The 25,469-nt window shown below is 57.6% G+C and carries 24 protein-coding genes; 16 read left to right on the top strand and 8 right to left on the bottom strand.

The window, feature by feature from the left end; translation table 11 throughout:
• The first annotated feature begins 238 nt into the window (after positions 1 to 238).
• Both ACR0MI_RS15465 and ACR0MI_RS15460 read left to right on the top strand, forming a co-directional pair.
• The gene (locus ACR0MI_RS15465) at positions 239 to 748 is read left to right on the top strand and encodes a CarD family transcriptional regulator (RefSeq protein ID WP_170616131.1); all 510 of its coding nucleotides are present in this window, start codon (positions 239 to 241) and stop codon (positions 746 to 748) included.
• Positions 749 to 866: 118 nt separating this feature from the next.
• On the top strand, positions 867 to 1,634 hold the full coding sequence (locus ACR0MI_RS15460) for an ion channel (RefSeq protein WP_170619040.1): 768 nt from the start codon (positions 867 to 869) through the stop codon (positions 1,632 to 1,634).
• Here the strand turns inward: ACR0MI_RS15460 and cobS are convergent.
• On the bottom strand, positions 1,631 to 2,395 hold the full coding sequence (gene cobS / locus ACR0MI_RS15455) for an adenosylcobinamide-GDP ribazoletransferase (RefSeq protein ID WP_170817259.1): 765 nt from the start codon (positions 2,393 to 2,395) through the stop codon (positions 1,631 to 1,633). The two genes, ACR0MI_RS15460 and cobS, sit on opposite strands and share 4 nt — an antisense overlap.
• A 79-nt stretch (positions 2,396 to 2,474) precedes the next feature.
• Here cobS and cobT point away from each other — a divergent pair, with 79 nt between their 5' ends.
• Entirely contained in the window at positions 2,475 to 3,488 is a 1,014-nt protein-coding gene (cobT, locus tag ACR0MI_RS15450) for a nicotinate-nucleotide--dimethylbenzimidazole phosphoribosyltransferase (RefSeq protein WP_170616135.1), read from the top strand.
• A 31-nt stretch (positions 3,489 to 3,519) separates the two neighbouring features.
• Here cobT and ACR0MI_RS15445 read toward each other — a convergent pair whose 3' ends face one another.
• Entirely contained in the window at positions 3,520 to 5,400 is a 1,881-nt protein-coding gene (locus ACR0MI_RS15445) for a monovalent cation:proton antiporter-2 (CPA2) family protein (RefSeq protein WP_170616137.1), read from the bottom strand.
• A gap of 19 nt (positions 5,401 to 5,419) precedes the next feature.
• On the bottom strand, positions 5,420 to 5,875 hold the full coding sequence (locus ACR0MI_RS15440) for an Lrp/AsnC family transcriptional regulator (RefSeq protein ID WP_170616139.1): 456 nt from the start codon (positions 5,873 to 5,875) through the stop codon (positions 5,420 to 5,422).
• Positions 5,876 to 6,021: 146 nt separating this feature from the next.
• On the opposite strand from ACR0MI_RS15440, the gene hppD reads away from it, so the two are divergent.
• Positions 6,022 to 7,119, top strand: coding sequence for a 4-hydroxyphenylpyruvate dioxygenase (gene hppD, locus ACR0MI_RS15435; RefSeq protein ID WP_480854809.1), 1,098 nt, complete (start codon positions 6,022 to 6,024; stop codon positions 7,117 to 7,119).
• A 66-nt stretch (positions 7,120 to 7,185) separates the two neighbouring features.
• Here hppD and ACR0MI_RS15430 read toward each other — a convergent pair whose 3' ends face one another.
• Positions 7,186 to 9,159 carry a hypothetical protein gene (locus ACR0MI_RS15430; protein ID WP_170616144.1) on the bottom strand — a complete coding sequence of 658 codons (1,974 nt, stop codon included), beginning with the start codon at positions 9,157 to 9,159 and terminating at the stop codon, positions 7,186 to 7,188.
• A 163-nt stretch (positions 9,160 to 9,322) separates the two neighbouring features.
• Here ACR0MI_RS15430 and ACR0MI_RS15425 point away from each other — a divergent pair, with 163 nt between their 5' ends.
• Positions 9,323 to 10,018, top strand: a complete 696-nt coding sequence (locus ACR0MI_RS15425; RefSeq protein WP_170616146.1) for an SIMPL domain-containing protein — start codon at positions 9,323 to 9,325, stop codon at positions 10,016 to 10,018.
• Between the two features lie 2 nt (positions 10,019 to 10,020).
• On the opposite strand, the gene ACR0MI_RS15420 is transcribed toward ACR0MI_RS15425, so the two are convergent.
• From ACR0MI_RS15420 to ACR0MI_RS15410, 3 genes are all read right to left on the bottom strand, one after another.
• Positions 10,021 to 10,734: a GNAT family N-acetyltransferase gene (locus ACR0MI_RS15420; protein WP_170616148.1), complete on the bottom strand. Its 714-nt coding sequence runs from the start codon at positions 10,732 to 10,734 to the stop codon at positions 10,021 to 10,023.
• Positions 10,735 to 10,737: 3 nt separating this feature from the next.
• Positions 10,738 to 12,030 carry an O-acetylhomoserine aminocarboxypropyltransferase/cysteine synthase family protein gene (locus ACR0MI_RS15415; protein WP_170817260.1) on the bottom strand — a complete coding sequence of 431 codons (1,293 nt, stop codon included), beginning with the start codon at positions 12,028 to 12,030 and terminating at the stop codon, positions 10,738 to 10,740.
• Positions 12,031 to 12,102: 72 nt separating this feature from the next.
• Positions 12,103 to 13,098 (bottom strand): hypothetical protein, encoded by a 996-nt coding sequence (locus ACR0MI_RS15410; protein ID WP_170817271.1) that lies wholly within the window; start codon positions 13,096 to 13,098, stop codon positions 12,103 to 12,105.
• Positions 13,099 to 13,572: 474 nt separating this feature from the next.
• Here ACR0MI_RS15410 and ACR0MI_RS15405 point away from each other — a divergent pair, with 474 nt between their 5' ends.
• Genes ACR0MI_RS15405 through preA form a run of 3 tightly spaced genes read left to right on the top strand, consistent with a single transcriptional unit; the run spans position 13,573 to position 17,111 of the window.
• Positions 13,573 to 14,907 (top strand): NAD(P)-dependent oxidoreductase, encoded by a 1,335-nt coding sequence (locus ACR0MI_RS15405; protein WP_170616152.1) that lies wholly within the window; start codon positions 13,573 to 13,575, stop codon positions 14,905 to 14,907.
• Between the two features lie 45 nt (positions 14,908 to 14,952).
• The gene (locus tag ACR0MI_RS15400; RefSeq protein ID WP_170616154.1) at positions 14,953 to 15,789 is read left to right on the top strand and encodes a methyltransferase domain-containing protein; all 837 of its coding nucleotides are present in this window, start codon (positions 14,953 to 14,955) and stop codon (positions 15,787 to 15,789) included.
• Between the two features lie 17 nt (positions 15,790 to 15,806).
• Positions 15,807 to 17,111, top strand: coding sequence for an NAD-dependent dihydropyrimidine dehydrogenase subunit PreA (preA, locus tag ACR0MI_RS15395; RefSeq protein WP_170616156.1), 1,305 nt, complete (start codon positions 15,807 to 15,809; stop codon positions 17,109 to 17,111).
• A 240-nt stretch (positions 17,112 to 17,351) separates the two neighbouring features.
• Here the strand turns inward: preA and ACR0MI_RS15390 are convergent, their stop codons facing one another.
• Positions 17,352 to 17,960 carry a TetR family transcriptional regulator C-terminal domain-containing protein gene (locus ACR0MI_RS15390; protein ID WP_170616158.1) on the bottom strand — a complete coding sequence of 203 codons (609 nt, stop codon included), beginning with the start codon at positions 17,958 to 17,960 and terminating at the stop codon, positions 17,352 to 17,354.
• A gap of 170 nt (positions 17,961 to 18,130) precedes the next feature.
• Here ACR0MI_RS15390 and ACR0MI_RS15385 point away from each other — a divergent pair, with 170 nt between their 5' ends.
• The 8 genes from ACR0MI_RS15385 (at position 18,131) to ACR0MI_RS15350 (ending at position 25,336) form a co-directional block, all read left to right on the top strand.
• Entirely contained in the window at positions 18,131 to 19,381 is a 1,251-nt protein-coding gene (locus ACR0MI_RS15385) for a Zn-dependent hydrolase (protein ID WP_170616160.1), read from the top strand.
• 92 nt (positions 19,382 to 19,473) lie between these two features.
• Positions 19,474 to 20,928 carry a dihydropyrimidinase gene (gene hydA, locus ACR0MI_RS15380; protein WP_170616162.1) on the top strand — a complete coding sequence of 485 codons (1,455 nt, stop codon included), beginning with the start codon at positions 19,474 to 19,476 and terminating at the stop codon, positions 20,926 to 20,928.
• A gap of 22 nt (positions 20,929 to 20,950) precedes the next feature.
• Positions 20,951 to 21,289 (top strand): hypothetical protein, encoded by a 339-nt coding sequence (locus tag ACR0MI_RS15375; protein WP_170616164.1) that lies wholly within the window; start codon positions 20,951 to 20,953, stop codon positions 21,287 to 21,289.
• A gap of 10 nt (positions 21,290 to 21,299) precedes the next feature.
• The gene (locus ACR0MI_RS15370) at positions 21,300 to 22,091 is read left to right on the top strand and encodes an ABC transporter ATP-binding protein (protein WP_170616166.1); all 792 of its coding nucleotides are present in this window, start codon (positions 21,300 to 21,302) and stop codon (positions 22,089 to 22,091) included.
• Positions 22,091 to 22,522: a GNAT family N-acetyltransferase gene (locus tag ACR0MI_RS15365; protein ID WP_170616168.1), complete on the top strand. Its 432-nt coding sequence runs from the start codon at positions 22,091 to 22,093 to the stop codon at positions 22,520 to 22,522. The genes ACR0MI_RS15370 and ACR0MI_RS15365 overlap by 1 nt, the downstream gene beginning before the upstream one ends.
• On the top strand, positions 22,519 to 23,436 hold the full coding sequence (locus ACR0MI_RS15360; protein WP_170616170.1) for an ABC transporter permease: 918 nt from the start codon (positions 22,519 to 22,521) through the stop codon (positions 23,434 to 23,436). Before ACR0MI_RS15365 ends, ACR0MI_RS15360 begins: the two co-directional genes overlap by 4 nt.
• Positions 23,433 to 24,278, top strand: a complete 846-nt coding sequence (locus tag ACR0MI_RS15355) for an ABC transporter permease (RefSeq protein WP_170616172.1) — start codon at positions 23,433 to 23,435, stop codon at positions 24,276 to 24,278. The genes ACR0MI_RS15360 and ACR0MI_RS15355 overlap by 4 nt, the downstream gene beginning before the upstream one ends.
• 62 nt (positions 24,279 to 24,340) lie before the next feature.
• On the top strand, positions 24,341 to 25,336 hold the full coding sequence (locus ACR0MI_RS15350) for an ABC transporter substrate-binding protein (RefSeq protein WP_170616174.1): 996 nt from the start codon (positions 24,341 to 24,343) through the stop codon (positions 25,334 to 25,336).
• The last annotated feature ends 133 nt before the right edge of the window (positions 25,337 to 25,469 follow it).

The raw sequence follows: 25,469 nt of genomic DNA, 5'->3' as shown, positions 1-25,469 counted from the left end.
ATATCCTTCTGATTCCCAAGCAGCTTTTCGAAATTTCCCCGGCGTAAGCTTTCAGATGCCACTTTTTTGTGGTATACTACCTCCCTACATGATGATCGAGATTGGGGTGCGCTCCGTAAGTATGCTTGCTTTGGAGTTCTGAGTTTTCAACACAACCGCCGCCAGACGGGGCTTAGATGTGCCCTGTGGTGGTGTTTTTGTTGTCTGTACCCCGGTCCGCAACGAAGGAAAAAAGTGAATGTCAAAATCGAAAAAGCTTGAGTTCCGCCCTAACGATTACGTTGTCTACCCTGCGCACGGCGTGGGTCAGATCATCTCGATCGAAGAGCAGGACGTTGCGGGGTTTTCGCTCGAGCTGTTCGTGATCTCATTCGAGAAAGACAAGATGACCCTGCGGGTTCCGACCAACAAGGTCACCGAATCCGGTCTGCGCTCGCTGAGTTCGCCGGACGTGATCAGTCAGGCGATGAAGACGCTTAAGGGTAAAGCCAAAGTCAAACGCGCCATGTGGTCACGCCGGGCGCAGGAATACGAACAAAAGATCAACTCGGGCGATCTGATTTCGATCGCCGAAGTGGTTCGTGACCTGCACCGTACCGATGACCAGCGCGAGCAGAGCTATTCCGAGCGGCAGCTTTACGAAGCCGCGCTTGAGCGTCTGACGCGCGAAGTCGCCGCAGTATCCGGGCATGGAGAGATTTCGGCTGCCAAGCAAGTCGACGAGGTTCTGATGTCGCGTGCCGCCTGATCTCAATCGGCTACCTGGTTTCGGGCCGTCCCTCATCGGGGGCGGCCTTTTTTTATTCTGCTGCTTGGTCCCCGGTGGGTTTGAGGGTAATTTTGCCCTGAACAAAGGGGGATAGGCAGTGAAGGTAAAGCAAGCGATAAAGTTCCTCTATATCGGAAAAGACCCGATATCGGTGCGGTTCAGGTATACCTTGATCCTGTTTGATGCTGCTACGATCATCTTCTTTGTCGCGACCGCACATGGCGGTCATGGGCCCGGCATCACTCTGGTCAGTATGATTGTGGGCCTGATCATCCTTATGGATTTTTCGGCGCGGCTATGGATTTCGAAGGATCGCAAAAGGCTGCTGCGCAAGATCTACACGCTGGCCGATATCGTCGTGATCCTGTCATTGATCCTGGATCCGTTCCTCACCGGCAGTCTGGCCTTCCTTCGAATATTGCGCGCGCTACGTCTGATCCATTCCTATCATCTGTTGCGCGACCTGCGACGCGACAGCCCCTTTTTTCGAACGCATGAAGACGCAGTAATTGCTGCGATCAATTTGCTGGTTTTTGTGTTTGTGACCTCGACGGCAGTTCTGGTCTACTTCATCCCGGAAACCAGCCAGACGCCATATATTGACGCGCTGTATTTCACGATGGCGACGCTTACGACGACAGGATTTGGTGACATCACGCTGTCGACACCGTGGGGCAAGCTGTTCTCGGTTTTCATCATGGTGGTCGGTGTCGCACTTTTCGTGCGGCTGGCGCAGGCGATATTCATGCCCCAGAAGGTCAGGCATAAATGCCGAAGCTGTGGACTTTATCGGCACGACCCGGATGCCGTGCATTGCAAACATTGCGGAGAGGTGTTGCGGATTGAAACCGGCGGTGTCGCCTAGAGCAGTGTGATCAACGCAACAAGGATCGTGATCTCGGCCAATTGCTGCGCCGCGCCCAGAATATCCCCGGTCTGGCCGCCGATTTTTGCCTTTGCGACGATGGCCAACAGGCCGACGATCAGCGCCGCGCAAAGTGCCGGGAAAAAGGCAGAGCCACCGATCAGCGCCACAGAGACTGCACAAGCAACAATCAGGCCTGCAATTGCACTCATCGGACGGGGGCGACCTACAGAGTGACTTAGTCCGGATGAACGGGCATTTGGTAAGATGGCCATCAAAACGGGCATCATCGCACGAGACATTACGCATGCGGTCAGGATGGCGCTGATCCCTCCGGCCGTCAGCAGGGATGCCACAGCAAACACCCGGATCAATTGTGAAAACAAAAGTGCCAGAACACCATAGGTGCCGATATGGCTGTCTTTCATGATCTCAAGCCGCCGGTCCCGGGTGAACCCACCCCAAAGCCCGTCAGCGGTGTCTGCCAGCCCGTCTTCGTGCATTGCGCCGGTTGCTGCAATCAGAACTCCCACCAGCAACCCGGCAGAGACAAGGGCCGGCACGTTCAGGGAGATGGCAATCCATCCCACCAGACAGGCAATTATTCCGACGGCCAGCCCTGCAATCGGGAAAGCCCACGCAGCCTGAGCCTGACGCGCGAATACATGATCCGGCAGCCGGGGAACGGGCAGGCGGGTCAGAAGCACCAAAGCCAGGGGTATATCCCAGCCGGAAATGAGTTTGGTGTCGTTTTTGAGCACTCCCGCGCCTTTCGGGGTCTTGTTGGTCTGGATGCTTCGGTTAAACACACAGGACCACTCTGATGCAACGAGGCTTTCGATGCTGCCCGAACTTACCGACCTGAAAACTTTCCGGAATGCGCTGAGCTCTGCACCCGGCCCGGACGAAACCGCAACAACTGGCGCGTCCGAGCGCAACGGCCAACTGACCAAGCCTCCGGGCGCGCTGGGTCGGCTCGAGGATCTGGCGATCTGGTATGCGGGATGGCGTGGGGATGCCCGGCCGCAGATTTCCGCGCCTCAAGTGATCGTTTTTGCCGGAAACCACGGTGTTACGGCGCAAGGCGTATCAGCATTTCCACCTGAAGTGACCGTTCAGATGGTGATGAATTTTCAGCATGGCGGTGCGGCGATCAACCAACTGGCCAAATCGGCTGGTGCGACGATGAACGTACACGCGCTGGATCTGGACACGCCAACTGCGGATTTCTCAAAAGCTCCGGCAATGGATGAGCAAGAGCTTCTGTCAGCGTTGCGTACAGGCTGGCAGGCGGTCGATCCAACGGCGGATCTGTTGGTGGTTGGCGAGATGGGGATCGGCAACACAACTCCGGCGGCCGCAATTGCCTGCGCCCTGTTTGGAGGCGAGGCGGCCGAATGGACCGGGCGTGGCACCGGCGTTGATGATGCGGGTCTGGCCAACAAAACCCGGGTGGTCGCTGAAGGTGTCGCCCTGCATGGTCAGGCTGGCGACGGGCTGGATATCCTGCGCTGCCTGGGTGGGCGCGAGATTGCCGCCATGGCCGGTGCCATCGCGGCGGCACGTGTGTTGAGGATTCCGGTTATTCTGGACGGATTCATTTGCTCTGCGGCTGCTGCGTGTCTGGCGGACGTGACCGAAGGGGCGCTGGACCATACAATTGCCGGCCACCAGAGCGCCGAGGGCGCACATGGCGCGGTCCTAGCGCAGCTTGGCAAAGAACCCTTGTTGAACCTGGGCCTGCGGCTTGGTGAGGGGTCGGGTGGTGCGCTTGCGATCAACATCCTGAAAAGCGCCGTCGCCTGTCATTCGGGAATGGCAACGTTTGCCGAGGCCGGTGTCTCGGACGGCTAAACGCTATTTCTGACCCGGGTAGGGGCCTGGGTCAGGCAGACTTCTTGGCGTTTTCTTCAGCCATCTCCAAAAGCGCGGTTTCCAGCTCCTTCTGAAGCTCGCGCGATCTTTCGATGTATTTCTTGTTCTCGGCCGTCGGCATTCCCGGTATCCACAATTCGGCCAACTCGCGCACCGACATCCGGTCATGATGATAGAATGTCTGTTCCGCCTGTGCTGCCTCATAGTCGCTGAGGCCGATGTTCTCCAAGACATAGCGGCCAGCGCGAAGTGAGCTGTCGAAGGTTTCTCGGACGATATCGTTCGCACCGGCCTGATACAGCTCATAAACGTGGTTGCGGTCATAGGCACGGGCGATGATGTGCAGATCAGGGCGTTGTCGCCTTGCGTAGCCAACCAGCCGCGTGACCTGCTTGTGATCGTCCATGGCTGCGACAAGAACGGATGCCTTTTCGATCCCTGCCGCGCGCAGCAGTTCGGGGCGGGTCGGGTCGCCCAAAAACCCTTTGACGCCGAACCTGCGCATCAACTGCACCGTGTCGATGTCGTGGTCCAGAACGACCGTCTTGAAACCACTTGCCCGAACCAGTCGGTTTACGATTTGGCCAAAGCGGCCTATGCCCGCGATGATTACCGGGCCTTTTTCGTCAATCTCGTCCGGTTCCGGCTGCGGGCGCACATCGCCGATGCGGCGCGACAGTTGATCGTAGATGATGAACAGCAGCGGTGTAATCAGCATCGTCAGCGCGATGATCATCAGCAGTTTCTGGGAAAGATCGGTGGGGATGACATTCTGCTGCGTGGAAAAGGCCAGCAGGACAAAACCAAATTCACCCGCCTGGGCCAGACCCAGAGTGAACAGCCAGTGATCGCGCCCGCGAAGCTTGAAGGCACGTCCGACGATAAAAAGGATGATCCCTTTGACCAGGATCACCAGAAGCGCTAGCCCGATCAGGTCAAAGGGATCGTTGAAGAAATAGCCCACGTTGATCCCGGCACCGACTGTAATGAAGAACAGCCCCAGAAACAGACCTTTGAACGGCTCCAGATCGCTTTCCATCTCGTGCCTGAATTCCGAACTGGCCAGAACCACGCCGGCCAGAAATGCGCCCAAAGCGGGCGACAGGCCAACCAGCGTCATCAGGAATGAGATTCCCACAACGATCATAAGGGCCAGTGCGGTATACATTTCTCGCAGGCGGGTGGCGTGAATGAATCTGAACAGGGGACGGGTCAGGTAGACACCCGCCAGAATGACGAAAGCAACGGCGCCGAGCGTGACCAGCGTGACCGCCCAGCCCGGCAAGCCCTCGACCAAGGACAGGCTGTGATGGGCCGCGCCATGCGCATCGACATTGCCACGGTCGATAGAGCCGTCGCCTTCAAGGTGCGGAACGCGCGGAAGGGCCAGCAACGGCAGCATCGCAAGGATCGGAATGACCGCAATATCCTGTGTCAGCAGAACCGAGAATGTGGCCCGCCCGCCATTGGTCTGCATCAGCCCCTTTTCCGACAAGGTCTGCAAAACGATAGCCGTTGACGACAGCGAAAGGGTCAGACCAACCGCCAATGCCACGGTCCACGGGTGGTTTGCGTATATTGAAACACCGGCGATCACCGCCGTCGACATTGCGACCTGAAGCCCGCCCAGCCCCAATAGCTTGTCGCGCATATCCCAAAGGGCGCGCGGTTCAAGTTCCAGCCCGATCAGAAACAGCATCATGACGACGCCGAACTCGGCTACATGCTGCAGGCTTTCGGTTTCAGCACCGACCAGCCCCAGAATGGGCCCGATCACGATACCGGCCGCCAGATACCCCAGTACAGAACCCAACCCCAGACGCGCTGATAAAGGCACCGCAATAACTGCCGCCGCCAGATAGATCGTTGCCTGGTAAAGGAAATCGTCCATGTTTGTCCTCGTGTCCCGGTCAGGTCGGAAGGGGTGCGTCGCGCTTGAGTTGATCCATTACAATTTGGCTTTGCACCCTCGCAACGGCAGGATGCGGCAGTATCACCTGATGAAGCAAGCGGTTGAGCGCGGAAAGGTCATCACAGAATATGTGCAACAGATAATCTGCCTCTCCTGTCATCGTCCAGGCGCTTGTTATCTCGGGGCGGGCGTCGATCATGCGGGCAAAGCTGGCAGATTGTTCGGGGCCGTGCGTGCCCAGATGGACCTGGACGAAACCCTGCACGTGCAGTCCCAGTTTCAACGGGTCCAGGCGAGCGGCGTAGCCGGTGATGTATCCTTCCGCCTCCAGCCTTTGTCGGCGGCGCCCTGCCTGACTGGCTGACAGGTTCAGCATTTCACCCAGCTGATGTGCCGTCAGGTGCGCGTTCTTTTGCAGCGCAGACAGCAGGCGTGTGTCCATGGCATCCAACATATGCGGATTCGCCCCGTTTTTCTTGTCTTTGGTGCGTAAATCGCGCACATACCGCTAGTTTACACGAAAATTATGCGCAGAAACAGCGTCAATTAAGACGTATTTTAGAATCAGCAAAGAAATTCCTGTTTTTTAGGAGACCCGCCATGGGACCTTTCCCGCACAACGCACCGAAATCCGTAATCAGCAAAGAAAACCCGGCAGGGACCGACGGCTTCGAGTTTGTCGAATTCGCGCATCGAGAACCGCAGGAGTTGCGCGACCTGTTTTCGAAGATGGGATTCGAAAGGGTGGGGCACCACAAAAAGAAGCCCGGCGTCGAACTGTGGCAGCAGGGCGATGTCACGTATATCCTGAACTCCGACCCCGACAGCTTTGCAGCCAAGTTTGTTGCCGAACATGGACCGTGCGCGCCAGCAATGGGGTGGCGCGTGGTTGATGCCCAAAAGGCCTATGAGCACGCCGTTGCAAAAGGTGCCGAGCCTTACGATGCCGACGACAAAACACTGAACGTGCCAGCCATTAAGGGGATTGGCGGCTCGCTGATTTACTTCGTCGATCATTATTATGACACGTCGCCCTACAACCAGGAATTCGAGTGGACGCAGCAATCCAAACCCCGCGGTGACGGGTTCTATTACCTCGATCACCTGACGCACAATGTCTACAAGGGGAATATGGACAAGTGGTTCCGGTTTTACGAAAACCTGTTCAATTTCCGCGAAATCCGCTTCTTTGACATCCAGGGAAAATTCACCGGTCTTTACAGCCGTGCGCTGACCTCGCCCTGTGGCCGCATCCGCATTCCGATCAACGAGGACAGAGGCGAGACCGGCCAGATCGTTTCGTACCTGAAGAAATACAAGGGTGAGGGCATTCAACACATCGCAGTGGGAAGTGAGGACATCTACGATTCAACCGACGCGATTGCGAACAAGGGGCTGAAGTTCATGCCAGGCCCGAACGAGACCTACTACAACATGTCCACGGACCGGGTCGCGGGGCATTCCGAACCCCTGGACCGGATGATGAAGCACGGCATCCTGATTGATGGCGAAGGTGTCGTCGACGGAGGTGAGACACGGATCCTGCTGCAGATCTTCTCGAAGACTGTCATCGGACCGATCTTTTTCGAGTTCATCCAGCGCAAGGGTGACGACGGATTCGGCGAAGGAAACTTCCAGGCGCTGTTCGAATCCATCGAACGCGAACAGATAGAAAGTGGCGAGATTTCAGCCGCTTGACGCGGCTATATAAAGCGCGCGCTGGCGTGTCAGCGCGCGTGTTTTTTTCCCATTCGATTTTGGCTGTTAACTGCGGGGCATTTTCAAAGTCACGTTGCGCCCCTTCTTTTGGTACTGCAACTGACTGTCCCCGATCGCGATTACACGGCCACCATCCAGCCGATCCCCGACCTTAAGCTTTTTGTAGCGGCCGCTGGGCAGCCGGATCAGGGCGCGGCGGTTCGCTGGCGAACCGTAGACTCCGATCAGGTTGAGCTTTCGCAGGTTGATGGCATTGTCCAGAGTGGCCTGACGGGCGACAGAAGCCCGGCTCGGAATTTTGGGCGCAACGGATTTTGCCGCAAACGATCCGACATCGTCACTGCTTTGATCGATGGCGGCCGTTGATCCCAGATTGGCGGACGTGGTGTTTGCCGTCGGCGCGGAAGCCGCTGCCAGACCTGCCGGGCGGGATTTGGGGCGCGGAACCCGAACGACCGCCAACGCGGTCGGGGTTTCATCAATCTGAGGTTGCTCCTGCAGGGATTTTGGCCGCAGTTTCGGCCGCAGCCCGGACAACTCGTCCCGTGTGCGACCGCCCAGATGCTGGCGCTCGAACCCTTCGATCAGATTACCTGGCCTGACTTTCGGACGCAGCCCAGCCAGCCTGTCATTGCCCTCTTCGACGATGGGTTCCTGTTCGAAGCGAACCGGGACTGCGGGCGGAACCGAAGACGGTCGTCCGAGGAAAACCATGACCCCATCCGGATTCAGTGTACCGTCGGCCGTGGGGGTAACCAAACCCCGCTCATCAAGTACAAACCGTGTTCCCGCGCCGCTGGGTGCAGCGGGCTGTTCGAATGGCTGATCAGTGTCAAACTGTTCGGCCGCAGGCAGCGCCACCGCGTCATGCGAAAGGTTCGATGGGTCAAGCGATGACAGATACAGGTCGTCCGATTGCACCGCGGTGGGTAGGATCAGCGCATCGGGTGCGGTCAGGACAACACCTGTCTGGGATTGCAGTTCCTGTTGCGCCTGAGGATCGCGGGCCACCTGCTCGACGGGTGTTGGGCTGACGTCCAACGCCTCGAGAATAGCAAGATCCGTCGCGGTCGGCTCAGCTTTTTCCTCAACCACAGGCGGAGAGATGGGGGTTTCAGAGAGCTCTGTGTCCGGTTCTGACGTTTCTTTTACCGGGGGCAGAGCGACAGCGACTTCGGCAATATCGCTTTCCGGTTCTGGTGCTTTTTCTGCCAGTACTTGCTCTGGCACACTTGGGGACGCAGTTTCGTCCGGAACGCTCTGCGCCAGAACGGGTTCCGGGCTGATTTCGTCTTCGGACCCGGTCAGGAACCATAGCCCGATGGCGACTGCAAGAATGCCTGCGACCAATGCCAGAGATTTGTAGAGTTTGGCTTCACCTGGGTGTGCCGCGCCAGTGCCAATCTCGGCGCCTGGCGCGGTCTGCGCCCGGAATGCGATTGGGGCATCGGTCGCCGCGATAGCATGGACCGGAGTGTTCGATTCCGCTTCTTCTTCCGGCTCTTGCGCCGTATCGGCCGGTTCGGGTGCACCGGGCAGTTCTGTGGTTTCCCGAGGTAAGAATATGGGCTCGGTCGGAAAAGGGTTTGGGCCGGTTTCTGCACTGAATACGACAGGAATGAACCCGTGTTGGGTCGCGAACTCCCGGGCCTCGTCCAAAGTTTGCGTTGCCACTGCCGCGACGTGAGTTTGCTGTCCGTCCGTCGCTGTATCATAAGCCAGTTCGTCCAGTGTATACGGGATGGCCCCGGTCAGTGCATCGCGTACTTTCTGCCCAGTATCGTCTGCGTCCGGTCCTTCGGCTTCGACTGTCAAAAACCGGATTTGGTCTTCCGGAATCACGACCTTGCAGCTTAGGTCGTTTTCCAGCGCAAAACCCGCGTCGCGCAACGCCTGCATGCGATCCGGGAAATCCGGCGCATCCAGCGGAACCGTGCCAATGCAGAACCAGTCGTCATCCGAATGGTGATGCAGGGAAATTCCGTCGGCAGAAAATGATAACGCAAAAGCGGGTTTCATAACTCCGAAGAACCATAATTGTCATCGTCAATGCAAACGACATTGCGTTCGCAGCACGACAGTAAAGCAGGATATCGCCGAGGGAAAGAAAAAGCCAAGTCACCTCTTGTACGAGAGCGCCCGGTCACCCCATCTTAAGACAGCAAGAATTGGAGGGATCACCTTGAAGACATTTGCTTTTCTAGCCGCCATGCTGGCAATGACGGCGGCAAGCGCGGCCCATGCGGAAGAACGTCGCATCACCGTCAGCGCGGCAGGGACCGTTCAGGCCACACCCGACATGGCGACCATTACATTGGGTGTCACAAACCAGGATACGCAGGCTTCGGTGGCGATGCAGGCAACATCCGACGCGGTTTCCAGAATTATGTCGCGACTGGACGAAAAAGGGATCGAGGCACGCGACGTGCAAACCCGCGATCTGTCCCTTTCGCCGGTTTGGTCCAACCGAAACAATGTGCCGGGGCAGAACCCGGAAATCACAGGTTTTGCTGCGTCGAACCGGGTTTTTGTTCGGGTGCGTGACCTGACCAAGCTGGGTGAGATCATGGATGCGGTCATTCAGGACGGTGCCAATGACTTTGGCGGCCTGAGTTTCGATGTTCAGGACCCCAAGCCGCTTGAAGCAAAAGCTCGAGCGCAAGCTGTCGCCGAGGCAACCGCCAAGGCCGAGCAACTGGCCCAGGCCGCGGGCGTGACACTTGGCCCGGTTCAGTCAATTGACGAACAGGGCGGGGGTGTGCAGCCCATGCCACATATGCGCCAGATGAGCATGGCCGAAGCAGGCAATGTTCCGGTTGCCGGCGGTGAGGTTTCAATCTCGGTCAATGTCTTGATGGAATTCGAAATTTCCGAATAAAGTCAGACCTCTGCGCGGGCTTGCAGCGGTTGTCGTTGCTTGCCCGCAGCGTCGAAATTCTCGGGCAGCAACCAGGCTTCAAAGGCTTTTCGGATGCGTGGCCATTCGCTGTCGATTATCGAATACCATGCCGTGTCACGATTACGTCCCTTATAGTGGGTCGCCTGCCGGAACACGCCTTCAAAAGTGAATCCAAGGCGTTCGGCCGCGCGTCGAGACGGTGCATTCAACGCATCGCATTTCCATTCGTAGCGGCGATAGCCAAGCCCATCGAAAACGCGGCGCATCATCAGGTACATCACCTCGGTCGATTGCGGCCTGCGCTGCAAAAGGGGCGAGAAGTGGATGTGACCGACCTCAATCGATCCGGCAGCGGGCGTGATTCTCAGGTACGAGGCCATGCCGACCGGGACGTCATTGGCATCCAGAACCGAGTGAAACATCGGATCAGCATCGGAACAATTGTTCTGGGCCCATTCGACAAAGGCGGCTTCGGACTCAAAGGGTCCGTAGGGCAGGTAGGTCCAGTTGTGGCCGTCCGCGTCGTTTGCAAACGCCCGGTACAAACCGGGCGCGTGCCTGTTGATATCCAGCGGTACAACGGAACAGAACCCTCCTTGCATCGGCGTGTAAGGCGGTGTCGGACGCGGGAAGTCACCCGAAACGGGCCAGCCAATCGGCTGGCCAAGGTCGTTCGTTTCGCTGCCGGTTGCCATGGATCAGGCGCTTGCCTTGCTGAGCGCCTGGTCAAGATCGGCAATCAGGTCGTCGGCATCCTCGATCCCGATCGACAGACGTACCACGTTCGGGCTGGCACCGGCGGCTTCCTGTTGTTCGGGCGTCAGCTGCCGGTGTGTGGTCGAGGCCGAATGAATGATAAGCGAGCGTGCGTCACCCAGATTGGCCACATGGCTGAATATCTCCAGCGCATTGACCAGTTTGATGCACGCGTCATAGCCGCCCTTGACCGCGAAGGTGAACAGGGCACCGGCCCCGCGCGGATAGCACTTCTGGACCCGATCATAATAGGGCGACGACGGCAGGCCAGCATAGGTGACATATTCCACGCGATCATCTGCTTCGAGCCACGCGGCGATTTTCTGGGCGTTCTCTACGTGGCGCTCCATTCTCAGGCTCAGGGTTTCGATCCCCATCAGCGTGTAATGCGCAGCCTGCGGGTTCATCGTCATGCCCAGATCACGCAGCCCGATGGCAATTCCGTGGAAAGTATAGGCCAGCGGGCCAAAGGTCTCGTGAAATTTCAACCCGTGATAAGCGGATTCCGGTTCGCTGAGCGACGGGAACTTGTCATTTGCGGACCAGTCGAACTTGCCTGAATCCACGACGCAGCCGCCAGTGACGGTGCCGTTGCCGGTCAGGTATTTGGTGGTCGAATGTACGACCAGCGTGGCACCCTGTTCAATCGGGCGGCACAGGTAGGGCGTGGCCGACGTGTTGTCGACGATCAGCGGGATTCCTGCGGCGTCCGCAACATCCGCCAGCGCGCGTATATCTGTGACATAGCCGCCCGGATTGGCGATGGATTCGCAGAACACCGCCCGTGTGTTTTCGTCGATGGCATCCTTGACGGCGTCCAGATCGTCGGTGTCGACGAACTTGGCGGACCAGCCGAAGCGTTTGATGGTCTGGCTGAACTGCGTGACGGTGCCGCCATAAAGGCGGGTTGATGCAACCACATTGCAACCCGGCCCCATCAGCGGAAACAGCGCCATAATCTGCGCGGCGTGACCCGAGGAACAACAAACCGCACCCACACCGCCTTCAAGGGTCGCGACACGCTCTTGCAAAACAGCCACGGTAGGGTTGGTCAGGCGGGAATAGATGTAGCCGACCTCTTGCAGATTAAACAGCGCGGCAGCGTGGTCCGCGTCGCGGAATACGTAAGCGGTTGTCTGGTAGATCGGCGTCTGGCGCGCTCCGGTCGCCGGGTCGGGCCGGGCACCGGCATGAATTTGCAGCGTGTCGAAACCATAAGTGGGTCCATCAGACATCTGGAAAATCTCCTGTTGGTATTTGTCTTGCAGAATCTCTAGGGCATTGGTCGCGTGCGCACAACGATCCAGTCAGCGCATCCACAGTCCTTTGCTCTTGATCTGGTTGCGGATGACCTGCTCGCGCTGGGGCAGGTTCTTGCGGTCGAACATATTGCGGATCTTCTCGCCCTTGCGTTGGATCACCAGCTTTTTCAGCGGGTCGTAGTTCTTCAGAACCTTCTTGATCCGGTTCGGCGCGGCCACTGTTTCCAGAACTTCGATGACATGATCCGACTCGCTTGCATAAAGCAGCGGGAACAGCCGGTAGTGGCAACTTACGGTGCCATCCAGCAATCCGTCCGGCAGGGCGTCGCGCCCGCCGCCAAGCGCGTGGATCACCAGCGGCAACGCGGCCTGATCCAGCCAGGGGTCAAGGTTCTGGCCAACAAGCTCTGGGATATCCTCGTCGCGGATAGCGAGCGCGTATTCCAGAAACCGTTTTCCGAAAGCGTGTGGGCAGGAATAGAAAAAATACCCTGCATTGAAGTACAGATAGCGCCGCCAGTGATCCAGCGGTTGGTCTGTGTCGATCGAGCTTTCGAAGTCCAGCCCGAACCGTTGATAGAGCGCGCGCCAGATGCCGTCGAAACCGGGGCCATACAGCGTGGGTTTTGGCCATGTCCCTTCGACCTTCAATGACGCGCCGGGGCGGTCGAAATCGAACGGAACTGTGTTCAGATCGCCCGTGATTAGGGTGTCGCTGTCAAAAAACACAAATGGCTCACCCTCGGGCATGGCCAGCAATGCTTCGATCTTGTTGCCATAAGGATAGCTTTCGCCGAAGGCATGGTTGTCAAAGGGCAGAATCTCGGCGTCCAGTTGTCGCAGGACTTTGAGAACATCCTCGTTCTGAATGCTGGGGTTTTGTTGCCAGCGCGGGCCGGGTTGGGGAACCGCAACAAACAGTTGGCCTGTGAATCCCGGTGAACAATGTCGAAGCGAGGCGGCAAACAGCACAGCCTCGAATTGCAGGCGGTTGTTCTGTCCGATGATGACAATATTGAACTTGGTGGCCTTGGCCTGCATCGATAAACTCACGGATTTTCGCCGTTCTCCGGCGCTGCTCTGGTTCTGGTGACGCACTGTAAGCGGCAGACGACGCCAAAACCAGATGCGAGATTGGAAAACCGCTGCGGCGCGCCCAATTCTGAACGCGACGCAGGAACTCAAACAGGCCTGGACATGTTTGTCATCAATGGCGGCAGGTAGGAGGCAGACGAGTCATTTGGCGCCTGGGACTGGCTGCGCTGTCCGTCGAATACCCGCTGTCCCACCGCTGCAGGTGATTATTGGACCATGTACGGAGTTTAACTCGAAGATTTTTCTCGAATAGTTAAATTTGACCAAAAGCAAATAAAAACAAAAAACTATACGGTGAAGTTGAGGTCGTTCTCTCAGCTTTTTCGACTTTTTGGTGATTTTATAAATTTTACCAATTGATAAAAAATTAGTTTGTGGCAAGCTGAGGTCACAATAAACATATCTACAGGGAGTAGAGTGATGGCACAGGGCCAGATGGTCCCCGGTATTGTCGCCGGGCGGCTTTCCAGCGATGAGCTGACCTCGAATTTCACGGATCTGCATCCGCCGCTGGCCGCGCATGAGGCGGCTGTGGCGGCGGATCGGTGCTATTTCTGCTATGACGCGCCATGCGTTACCGCTTGTCCCACGGACATCGATATTCCGTTGTTCATGCGCCAGATTCAGGCCGGTCAGCCGGAAGCGGCAGGCCAGACCATTCTGGAACAGAACATTCTGGGTGGCATGTGCGCCCGGGTCTGTCCGACCGAAACATTGTGCGAGGAGGCCTGCGTACGCGAAACCGCCGAAGGGTCGCCGGTTGAGATTGGTCGACTGCAGCGTTACGCCACGGACAGCGTCATGGCGACCGGGGTGCATCCATTCGAAAGGGCGCCATCGACCGGCAAGACAATCGCCGTGGTTGGCGCGGGCCCTGCGGGACTGGCTTGTGCCCATCGTCTGGCCATGCATGGCCACGACGTGGTGATCCACGACGCCAGGCCCAAGCCGGGCGGGCTGAACGAATATGGTATCGCGGCCTACAAATCGACCAACAATTTTGCTCAGGCCGAGGTGGACTGGCTGCTGAAAATCGGCGGTATCGTAATCGAGACGGGTTCCGCACTGGGTGACACCATCTCGCTGGACGGGCTGCGCCAGAATTATGACGCGGTTTTCCTGTCGATCGGTCTGGCCGGGGTGAACGCACTTCGCGCACAAGGGCATGATCTGGACGGAGTGCGCAATGCGGTCGACTTCATCTCGGACGTGCGGCAGGCAGATTACCTTGCGCATCTGCCGGTAGGGCGCAACGTCGTGGTGATCGGTGGCGGCATGACTGCCGTGGATGCGGCAGTGAAATCCCGCCTTCTTGGCGCCGAACATGTGACCATCGCATATCGTCGCGGTCGCGAAGCGATGGGAGCCAGCCGGTATGAACAGGATCTGGCGGCCTCTCATGGTGTTCGAATTCTGTGCAACGTTCAGCCTGTGGCCATTCATGGAAATGGCTCCACCGCCGAGATCGAGCTTGAATATACCGAATCCCGCGAAGGCAAGCTGAGCGGAACCGGCGAAACCATTCGTGTTCCGGCGGATCAAGTCCTCAAGGCAATTGGTCAGACACTGGAAGGGGCACCTGAAGGTTTGGATCTGGACGGCAACAAGATCGTCGTTACGGACGCGGGCCGCACATCCATCGAAGGTGTCTGGGCCGGTGGCGACTGTGCAACCGGTGGCGAAGACCTGACCGTGACCGCGGTGGCCGAGGGCAGGGATGCCGCAATGGACATCCATGCAACGCTTGTTTCGTGATACAGTGAGGCATTGATCTTTCAATCGCATTGCTGAGGTGTTGCCATGTCCCGGATCGAAGAAGCCGTTGCCCGCCACTATACGACAGGTGAACTGACAGAACGCGTTCGCGATGCGCTACGGCAGAGCGGTATCGACCCGGACGCGGCCACGGTTGCCGATCTGAAAGCGGGCGACGAATTCCACACAGGCGGAGTTGCTGCGACGGATCATCTGTTTGCGCAACTTTCGCCGACCCACGCAACGCGGGTGCTGGATATCGGTTGCGGTATCGGTGGAACGTCGCGCTACATTGCGGACCGCTACACCTCGACCGTTACGGGCATCGATCTGACCCCTGAGTTCGTCGAGACGGCAACCGCCCTCAGTGCGATTGTCGGTCTTGAAAGCAAGGTGCGCTTTCTGACCGGAAGCGCTTTGGACATGCCGGTGCCGAACGCCAGCTTTGACCTTGCCGTCATGCTGCATGTCGGCATGAACATTCAGGACAAACAACGCCTGTTCGCCGAAGTGGCCAGGGTGCTGGCAAAAGGCGGCACCTTTGCGCTGTTTGACGTGATGGGCGGTGCGGTGGATGAACCGATGGTCTTCCCATTGCCCTGGTCGACGACGCCCGACACCTCGTTCGTGGACACGCCTGGTGCGTACAGGGACGCGGCCTCGGCTGTTGGATTTGAACTGATCACGGAAAACGACCGCTCGGAATTCGCGAAAGCGTTCTTTGAAGAGGTCTTTGCCCGCACGGCCGAAAGCGGCCCCGCACCGCTGGGGATCCATCTGATGATGGGTGATACTGCCCCTGAGAAGTTCAAAAACTATGTCGCAAACCTTGACGCCGGGCGCATTCGCCCGACCGAGATGATTTTCAAGAAAACCGGTTAACCCGGTAAGGAGAACCCATGGCCAATCTGACAACTGACTTTCTGGGAATTTCCAGCCCCAACCCTTACTGGCTGGCATCCGCGCCGCCGACGGACAAGGAATATAACGTACGACGCGCATTCGAGGCTGGATGGGGTGGTGTCGTGTGGAAAACGCTTGGTGCCGAAGGGCCGCCGGTCGTGAATGTGAATGGTCCGCGCTACGGGGCCATCTACGGCGCAGATCGTCGCCTGCTGGGCCTGAACAATATCGAACTGATCACCGACCGCCCGCTTGAAGTAAACCTCGAGGAGATGGCGCGGGTCAAAGCAGACTATCCTGACCGGGCGCTGATCGCCTCGATCATGGTACCGTGCGAGGAAGAGGCATGGAAAGCCATCCTGCCGCGCGTCGCAGAAACCGGAGCGGACGGGATCGAGCTGAACTTCGGTTGTCCACACGGGATGAGCGAGCGTGGAATGGGGTCGGCCGTCGGGCAGGTTCCGGAATATATCGAGATGGTTACCCGGTGGTGCAAAAAATACTATGACCGCCCGGTCATCGTGAAGCTGACACCGAATATCACCGATGTCCGCAAACCCGCTGCTGCGGCCAAGAACGGTGGTGCGGATGCCGTATCGCTGATCAATACGATCAACTCGATCACCAGCGTCAATCTGGACACGTTCAGCCCCGAACCCTCGATTGACGGTAAGGGCAGCCACGGTGGTTATTGCGGGCCGGCGGTCAAGCCGATTGCCTTGTCGATGGTGTCCGAGATTGCGCGCGCGGAGGCAACGCATGGCCTGCCGATTTCAGGCATCGGTGGCGTGACCACCTGGCGCGATGCTGCGGAATTCATGGCGCTGGGGTGCGGCACTGTTCAGGTCTGCACGGCGGCGATGACCTATGGGTTCAAGATCATCGATGAACTGACGGCCGGTCTGTCCAAATGGATGGATGAAAAGGGCTATTCCGACGTGTCTGAAATCGTTGGTCTGGCGGTGCCGAATGTCACGGACTGGCAATACCTGAACCTGAACTACGTGGCCAAGGCCAAGATCGATCAGGACCAGTGCATCAAGTGCGGCAGATGCTATGCCGCCTGCGAGGACACCAGCCATCAGGCGATTTCGATGTCCGCCGATCGCGTTTTTGAAGTGATGGATGATGAATGCGTGGCCTGTAACCTGTGCGTCGATGTCTGTCCGGTCGAAGGATGTATCTCGATGGAGCCGATGGCAGCAGGGGAGATCGACCCACGCACACAAAAGGTCGTTGAGCCCGGCTATGCGAACTGGACCACGCATCCGAACAACCCAATGGCGAAAGCGGCTGAATAATCCAGTATCTTTTGGACGAAAACCTGATCCGAGAAAACGCATCGAGTTTCTTCGGATCAGAAAATCGATCGGCCCTTTGTGACAGCTGAAGGTTCATTGGTTGGCGGTGCGGATAAGATGATATCCGCGCCGCTTTGTTTCATTTGGAAACCACACGCGGCCAGCTTTGCGTTTAATCCAGGGTTCCGGGTTGGGTCTGGTGCAAGAAGAAGACTCTTCCTTAAGTTTGTTAACTGCTTCTCAAGGGGTTAACAGTTTGCGGTACAAGGTTTCCATGAAGGGCGCTGCGCCTTCGAACGGGTCTTCCTCACCTAGAATTGCCCGGACCTGCACTTCAAAATCGGCGTAGTGCTGGGTCAGGGACCAGATGGAAAATATCAGATGATAGGGGTGAAGACGGGCAATTTTGCCCTGATCCATCCAGGTGGTCAAAACAGCAGTTTTTTGGTCGACCAGAGACTTCAGGTCATTGGACAGATTATCCCGGATACGAGGCGCGCCCTGAACCAGTTCATTGGCAAACAGGCGGCTTTCACGGGGTAACTCCTGGCTCATCTGGAGCTTGCGGTTGATGTAAGACAGGATCTCTTCCAGCGGATCGCCGTTTTCGTCCAGATCGTGAAGCGGAGCCAGCCACACGTCCAGAAGCCCGGACAGAAGGGCGGTGTGAATCGCCTCCTTCGAAGGGAAGTAATACAGAAGGTTCGGTTTGCTCAATCCGGCTTCGGCTGCGATTTGGTCCACCGTCGCACCGCGGAAACCGTGGGCTGAAAAAACGTTCAGCGCCGCCTCGAGAATCGCTGCGCGGTTCTTTTTCTGAATTCGGGTAGGCGCACGGTCTTTTGGCATTGATCCCAGTTACCCCAATTTTTGTCCGACGGGTGCTGATTATGCTTAAATTTCCGTCGACGCGATGCAATTTCTTGACTGATGTCGAACCCGTGATAGCGTGAGTTTGACCAGATGGTCAAATCAAGACACCAAAAGCGAGCCAAATCGCAAGCAACAGGGGAAAACAGATGGCAGCTCCGGCGCAGAATCTCAGAATTAATGGAGACAGGCTGTGGGATAGTCTGATGGAGATGGCAAAGATCGGCCCCGGCGTTGCGGGCGGCAATAACCGCCAGACATTGACGGACGAAGATGCCGAAGGGCGCGCGCTGTTCCAGAAATGGTGTAAGGAAGCCGGTTGCACCATGGGACTGGATCAGATGGGCAACATGTTCGCCCATCGCGAAGGCTCTGACCCTGATGCTCTGCCGGTCTATGTTGGGTCGCACCTGGATACGCAGCCGACCGGCGGGAAATACGACGGTGTGCTGGGTGTGCTGGGCGGGTTGGAGATCATCCGGACACTCAATGACCTGGGGATCAAGACGAAGCACCCGATCGTTGCGACCAACTGGACCAACGAGGAAGGCACCAGATATGCGCCGGCCATGTTGTCCTCGGGCGTGTTTGCGGGAATGCACACGCAGGACTGGGCCTATGACCGGGAAGACGCGGAAGGCAAGAAGTTTGGCGATGAGCTGAAACGCATTGGCTGGCGAGGAGACGAGGAAGTCGGTGCGCGAAAAATGCACGCCTTTTTTGAACTGCATATCGAACAGGGCCCCATCCTGGAGGCCGAGGAAAAGGACATCGGCGTTGTCACGCATGGCCAGGGCCTGAGCTGGACCCAGATCACGGTTACCGGCAAAGACGCCCATACCGGGTCGACCCCGATGCCGATGCGCAAGAATGCGGGTCTGGCCATGGCGCGCATCCTTGAGAAAGTGGACGAAATTGCGTGGTCCCACGCGCCCCACGCGGTTGGGGCGGCAGGGCATATCGACGTCTACCCCAATTCCCGAAATGTGATCCCGGGCAAGGTGGTGTTCACGGTCGATTTCCGGTCGCCCGAACTGGACGTGATCACCGACATGGAAAACCGGTTGCGTGTTGCTGCCGAGGATATCGTGGATGAAATGGGGCTTCAGATCGAATTTGAGAAAGTCGGCGGTTTTGACCCGGTGAAGTTCGACGAGACCTGCGTTGCAGCGGTTCGAAGCGCGGCTGATCGTTTGGGGTATTCCCATACAGATATCATATCCGGCGCCGGGCACGACGCCTGCTGGATTAATCGCGTTGCCCCGACGGCGATGGTGATGTGTCCGTGTGTAGATGGCCTGAGCCACAACGAGGCCGAAGAGATCAGCAAGGAATGGGCTGCTGCCGGGGCGGATGTTCTGTTTCACGCGGTCGTCGAAACTGCGGAGATTGTGGAGTAGGGGGCTCTGCCCCCGTCGCCCGCTGGGCGTCTCCCCCGGGATACTTTTGGCCAGATGAAGCAAGCGGCGCAGACCGCAACAGGGAGTTTGACATGAGCACTGTTATCAGGAACGGAACAATCGTCACCGCCGATTTGACGTACAAGGCTGACGTAAAGATCGAAGCCGGTGTAATCACGGAAATTGGCCCAGATTTGAAAGGCGACAAGGAACTGGATGCAACCGGGTGTTATGTCATGCCCGGTGGAATTGACCCGCATACGCATCTGGAAATGCCGTTTATGGGAACCTATTCCAGTGACGACTTCGAAAGCGGCACGCGGGCGGCGCTGGCCGGCGGGACCACCATGGTCGTCGATTTCGCATTGCCGAATCCAGGGGAAAGCCTGCTGGATGCCCTGAAACGCTGGGACAATAAATCGACGCGTGCAAACTGCGACTATTCCTTCCACATGGCAGTAACATGGTGGGGCGAGCAGGTCTTTGACGACATCAAGACCGTGATCGAGACGCGGGGTATCAACACGTTCAAGCACTTCATGGCCTACAAGGGCGCGCTGATGGTGAATGATGACGAGTTGTTTGCATCCTTCAGGCGTCTGGCCGAACTGGGCGGGACTGCGTTGGTGCATGCCGAAAACGGTGATGTAGTCGCGGAACTCAGCGCCAAACTGCTGGCTGAAGGAAATACCGGCCCCGAGGCGCACGCCTATTCCCGACCGCCTCAGGTCGAAGGCGAGGCGACCAACCGTGCCATCATGATCGCCGACATGGCGGGCGTGCCGCTCTATGTCGTGCACACCTCGTGTGAAGAGGCGCATGAGGCCATCCGCCGGGCCAGAATGCAGGGCAAGCGCGTCTGGGGCGAGCCGCTGATTCAGCATCTGACGCTGGATGAAAGCGAGTATTTCAACCAGGACTGGGATCATGCGGCGCGCAGAGTGATGAGCCCGCCGTTCCGCAACAAGCAGCATCAGGACAGTCTGTGGGCAGGCCTGCAATCAGGATCGCTAAGCGTGGTGGCAACTGACCATTGCGCCTTTACGACCGAGCAGAAGCGGTTCGGTGTCGGCGATTTCACCAAGATCCCTAATGGGACCGGCGGGTTGGAAGACCGGATGCCAATGCTTTGGACCCATGGTGTCGAAACAGGGCGGCTGACGCCGAACGAGTTTGTGGCGGTTACATCGACAAACATCGCCAAGATATTGAATTGCTATCCGAAAAAGGGCGCAGTTTTGGTGGGGGCGGATGCCGATCTGGTCGTCTGGGACCCCCAAAAGACCAAAACCATCAGCGCGGGCACGCAACAATCCTCGATCGACTACAACGTCTTTGAGGGCAAGAAGGTCAAGGGTCTGCCACGTTTCACGCTCAGCCGTGGGCAAGTCGCGGTGCATGATGGCGAGATCAAAACGCAGGAGGGGCACGGTCAGTTTGTTGCGCGTGAGGCCAATACCCATGTGAACAAGGCGCTGAGCACCTGGAAAGACCTGACTGCCCCACGACCGGTGGAACGCACGGGTATTCCGGCGACAGGTGTGTGATTTGCGCGGACTACTTTGTTCCATGGCTTCGTTGCTATGTAGCGGAACTGTCGCGTATGCGCAGTCAGGTTTTCCGGTATATGGCAACAACTCGGGATGCGACGTTCACTTTGAACGCAGCACCGCCGAGGCAACAGACATGGCCTTGTTGAAAGAAGGGCGGTTGCTGTTTTACGAAACCGCCTGCGATGTCTTGGTTGTTGGAAATCAAGATGGACAGATATCGACACTGACGGCGAAATGTATCGGTTATGAAGAAACCTATGACTTTACATGGGATTTCTACAGCGATGGGCACGAGGGGTTTGTCCTTGCAAACCCTGACCAGACCTACGCGACGGTTTTGAGCGTTTGTCGGTGAAAGGACAAATATGACAAGTAATGAACAGCCCGTCATTCAGGCAAAACAGCTGGACCTCACCTTCCAGACCAATGACGGGCCGATCCACGCATTGAAAGATGTAAACCTGTCGATCGACAAGGGCGATTTTGTCAGTTTCATCGGCCCCTCGGGCTGTGGCAAGACCACCTTCCTGCGCTGTATCGCGGCACTTGAAACCCCGACCGGGGGAACCCTGACAGTAAACGGCATGACCCCGGATGAAGCGCGGCGGAACCGGGCCTATGGCTATGTGTTTCAGGCGGCGGGGCTGTATCCCTGGCGGACCATCGCCAAGAACATCAAGCTGCCGCTTGAGATCATGGGGTACTCGGCGGCCGAGCAGGATGAGCGTGTGAAGAACGTTCTGGAACTTGTTGATCTTGAAGGGTTTGGTGGCAAGTTTCCTTGGCAGCTATCCGGTGGGATGCAGCAACGTGCCAGTATTGCCAGGGCGCTGGCTTTTGATGCCGATATCCTGCTGATGGACGAACCTTTCGGCGCTTTGGACGAAATCGTGCGCGACCACCTGAATGAACAGCTTCTTGCGCTGTGGGCGCGGACGGAAAAGACAATCGGGTTTGTGACCCACTCGATCCCCGAGGCGGTGTATCTGAGCACCAAGATCGTAGTGATGAGCCCGCGTCCGGGACGGATCACGGATGTGATCGACAGCCCGCTGCCCAAGGAACGGCCTTTGGACATCCGGGATTCTCCGGAATTCATTGAGGTGGCCCACCGCGTGCGCGAGGGGCTGCGTGCCGGTCACGGGGATGACGTCTGATGCCGGGTGAATCTATCAGACGGGCAGAGCGGGACGATGTCCCGGCCTGCGCACAAGTTATCTCGACTTGGATGAAGGCAACATGCTGGATGCCCGAAGAACTGCCCGTGGAAAAGCTTGCCGGATTGATCAATGAGGCCTTTCCGCAACGCGAAATCTGGGTCGTGGGCGACCCGGTAGACTGCTACATGTCCGTTGATCCCGTGGCGTGCAAGGTCGGCGCATTATACTGCCTGCGAACCGGCAAGGGGATTGGTAAGCGGTTGTTGGACAAGGCCAAGGAAAATCGCGATTTTCTGTGGCTGACAACACATGAGCCGAACAAGGCAGCGCAAAGGTTCTATCGCCGGGAAGGGTTTGTCGAGGCCGGAACGGAGCCGCCCGTGCCGCCCGAAACCCTGCCAGTGATCCGGATGGAGTGGCGTGCATGAAGCAGATTGTTGCCGTGTTGACAGTCGTGGCTGCTATCGTTGCCATTTGGTACGCCGCCTGTGTTCCGATGAACATCAAGGGTGTGCTGTCCGAGCTTGAGCGCGGCGGGGCCGAGGTTCAGCCACCGACCGCCAGCGCGCGCCGCGACATGGGAGAGGCCAGGCTGGTTTTGAGCAACAGCTTTGCGATCCCCGCCACGTGGGAGCAGAAAAAACCGCGCCTGCCATCCCCGCACCAGGTCGCGATCGAGCTGTGGGAGACCACGATAGGCAAGAATATCACCTCCAAGCGGTCGCTGGTGTATCATGGTTGGGTAACCTTAAGCGCCACGATTCTGGGTTTTGTCATTGGTACCGGGCTTGGCATTTTGCTGGCCGTTGGGATTGTCCATAGCCGGGTCATGGACCTGTCTGTTATGCCCTGGGCCATTGTCAGCCAAACGATCCCGATCATTGCGTTGGCACCGATGATCATCGTCGTTCTGTATTCGGTGGGTGTTCAGGGGATTATTCCCAAGGCGATCATCTCGGCCTACCTGAGCTTTTTCCCGGTTGTTGTCGGCATGGTCAAAGGCTTGCGCAGCCCGGATGCCATGCAACTTGACCTGCTGCGGACCTACAATGCCAACACGTCGCAGGGGTTCTGGAAACTGCGCCTGCCCGCATCGATGCCGTACCTGTTCGCTTCGCTAAAAATCGGCATCGCAGCGTCGCTGGTCGGCGCAATTGTCGGAGAACTGCCGACAGGTGCGGTTGCCGGTCTGGGCGCGCGGCTGCTGGCAGGCAGCTACTACGGTCAGACCGTTCAGATCTGGTCAGCCCTGTTCGCGGCGGCCATTCTGGCGGCTTGCCTGGTGGGTCTGTTGGATCTGATAGAACGGGCGGTACTGAAACGCATGGGGATGGCGCAATGATACTGGTTTTTGGTGCAGTCCTGTTGTGGGTGTTCGGCTGGTGGCTGAACAGCCGGCTGGCCAGTGGTCCCTGGGCGGACACGCGCATGGTCAGGTTTCTGGCCCCTCTGGTTTTCGGGCTGACGGTTGTTGGCATCTGGGAAATGCTGGTGCGTGGGCTGGATGTTCCTCTGGTCATTCTGCCCGCACCGTCGGTTATCGCGCTGCGGTTTGCGGACAGTTTGCCGATCCTCTGGGCCGATTTCGTGCAGACGATCATCAAAGGCGCCTTCAGCGGATATGTGATTGGTTGCGGCGCGGCGTTTCTGATGGCGATTGCCGTGGACCGGTGGGATTTCCTGCGCCTGGGTCTGCTGCCGGTTGGTAACTTCGTTGCTGCGCTGCCGATCGTGGGCACCGCACCCATTCTGGTGATGTGGTACGGGTTCGACTGGCATTCCAAGGCCGCCGTCGTGGTTGTGATGGTGTTCTTTCCCATGCTGGTCAACACCGTGGCTGGCCTGCGCGAAGCGACAACCATGCAGCGCGACCTGATGGAGACCTATGCGGCGACCTATTGGCAGAGCTTTGTGAAACTCCGCCTTCCTGCGGCGATGCCGTTCATTTTCAACGGACTAAAGATTTCTACCACCTTGGCCCTGATCGGCGCTATCGTGGCCGAGTTCTTTGGTTCGCCCATAGTCGGGATGGGCTTTCGAATTTCGACCAGCGTCGGACAATTGTCGCTGGATATGGTCTGGGCCGAGATTGTTGTGGCCGCGCTGGCCGGAACGGCTTTTTACGGGCTGGTGGCTATGATCGAAAAGGCGGTGACATTCTGGCATCCGTCACAACGAGGATAACGCAGGAAAGAATTCAACAGACCCCGAAAACGGGGCACCAATAGCAACTAGGAGAAATGAAGATGAATAAGCTACTCAGCGGGGCGGTTACAGCCTTCAGCCTGGCAGCCACTACGGCGCTGGCGGCGGACGAGGTAACGCTACAGTTGAAATGGGTCGGTCAGGCGCAGTTCGCGGGCTATTTCGTGGCCGAAGCAAAAGGCTATTATGACGAAGAAGGGCTGGATGTCACGATTAAGCCCGGCGGCCCTGATATCGCGCCGGAACAGGTCATCGCAGGGGGCGGGGCTGACGTCATCACCACATGGATGGCAGCCGGACTTGCGGCGCGTGAGCGGGGCGTACCCTTGGTCAACATCGCGCAGCCCTTCAAGACCGGCGGATTGCAGGTCAACTGTTTGAAGTCCACCGGCGTTGAATCTCCGGAAGATTTCCCGGGGCGGACGATGGGTGTCTGGTTCTTCGGGAACGAATACCCGTTCTATGCATGGATGGCATCTCTGGGAATCGAGACGGATGGTGCGGATGAAAACGGTGTTACGGTTCTGAAGCAGGCGTTTTCGGCAGATCCTCTGATTCAGGGGCAGGCTGATTGCATTTCGACCATGACTTACAACGAGTACCGCCAGATCCTGCAGGCCGGTATCACCCCGGAAGAACTGGTGACCTTCAACTACCTGCAGATGGGCTTTGGTATGCTCGAAGATGGTCTGTACGTCATGGAAGAAAACCTGGATGACCCGGCCTTTGTCGACAAGATGGAGCGCTTTGTTCGGGCTTCGATGAAAGGGTGGAAATACGCTGCCGAGAACCAGGAAGAAGCAGCCGAGATCGTGCTGGAGTTTGACGAAACCGGCGCACAGGAACTGGATCATCAGGTCTATATGATGGGTGAAATCGCAAAGCTGATCGAAGGATCGGATGGCGCGCTTGACCCCAGCGACTATGAGCAGACCGTGAAGACGCTTCTGTCGGCCGTGTCCGCGGAAAACCCTGCCATCACGAAGGAACCGGAAGGGGCATGGACTCATAAGATCACGGATGCAGCATTGAACTGACAACCGGATTACTTGAAACAACGAAACGCGGCTTGGAAACGGGCCGCGTTTTTGGTTTGAGGTGCCGCAAAAGTGTCTGTACTTACAATCATTTCCGATTAGTATTTCGTTGTGAATTGATGCAATTCGTACG

This window comes from Ruegeria sp. D4 (assembly GCF_056534475.1).
This window is presented reverse-complemented; position numbering and strand designations above follow the sequence as displayed.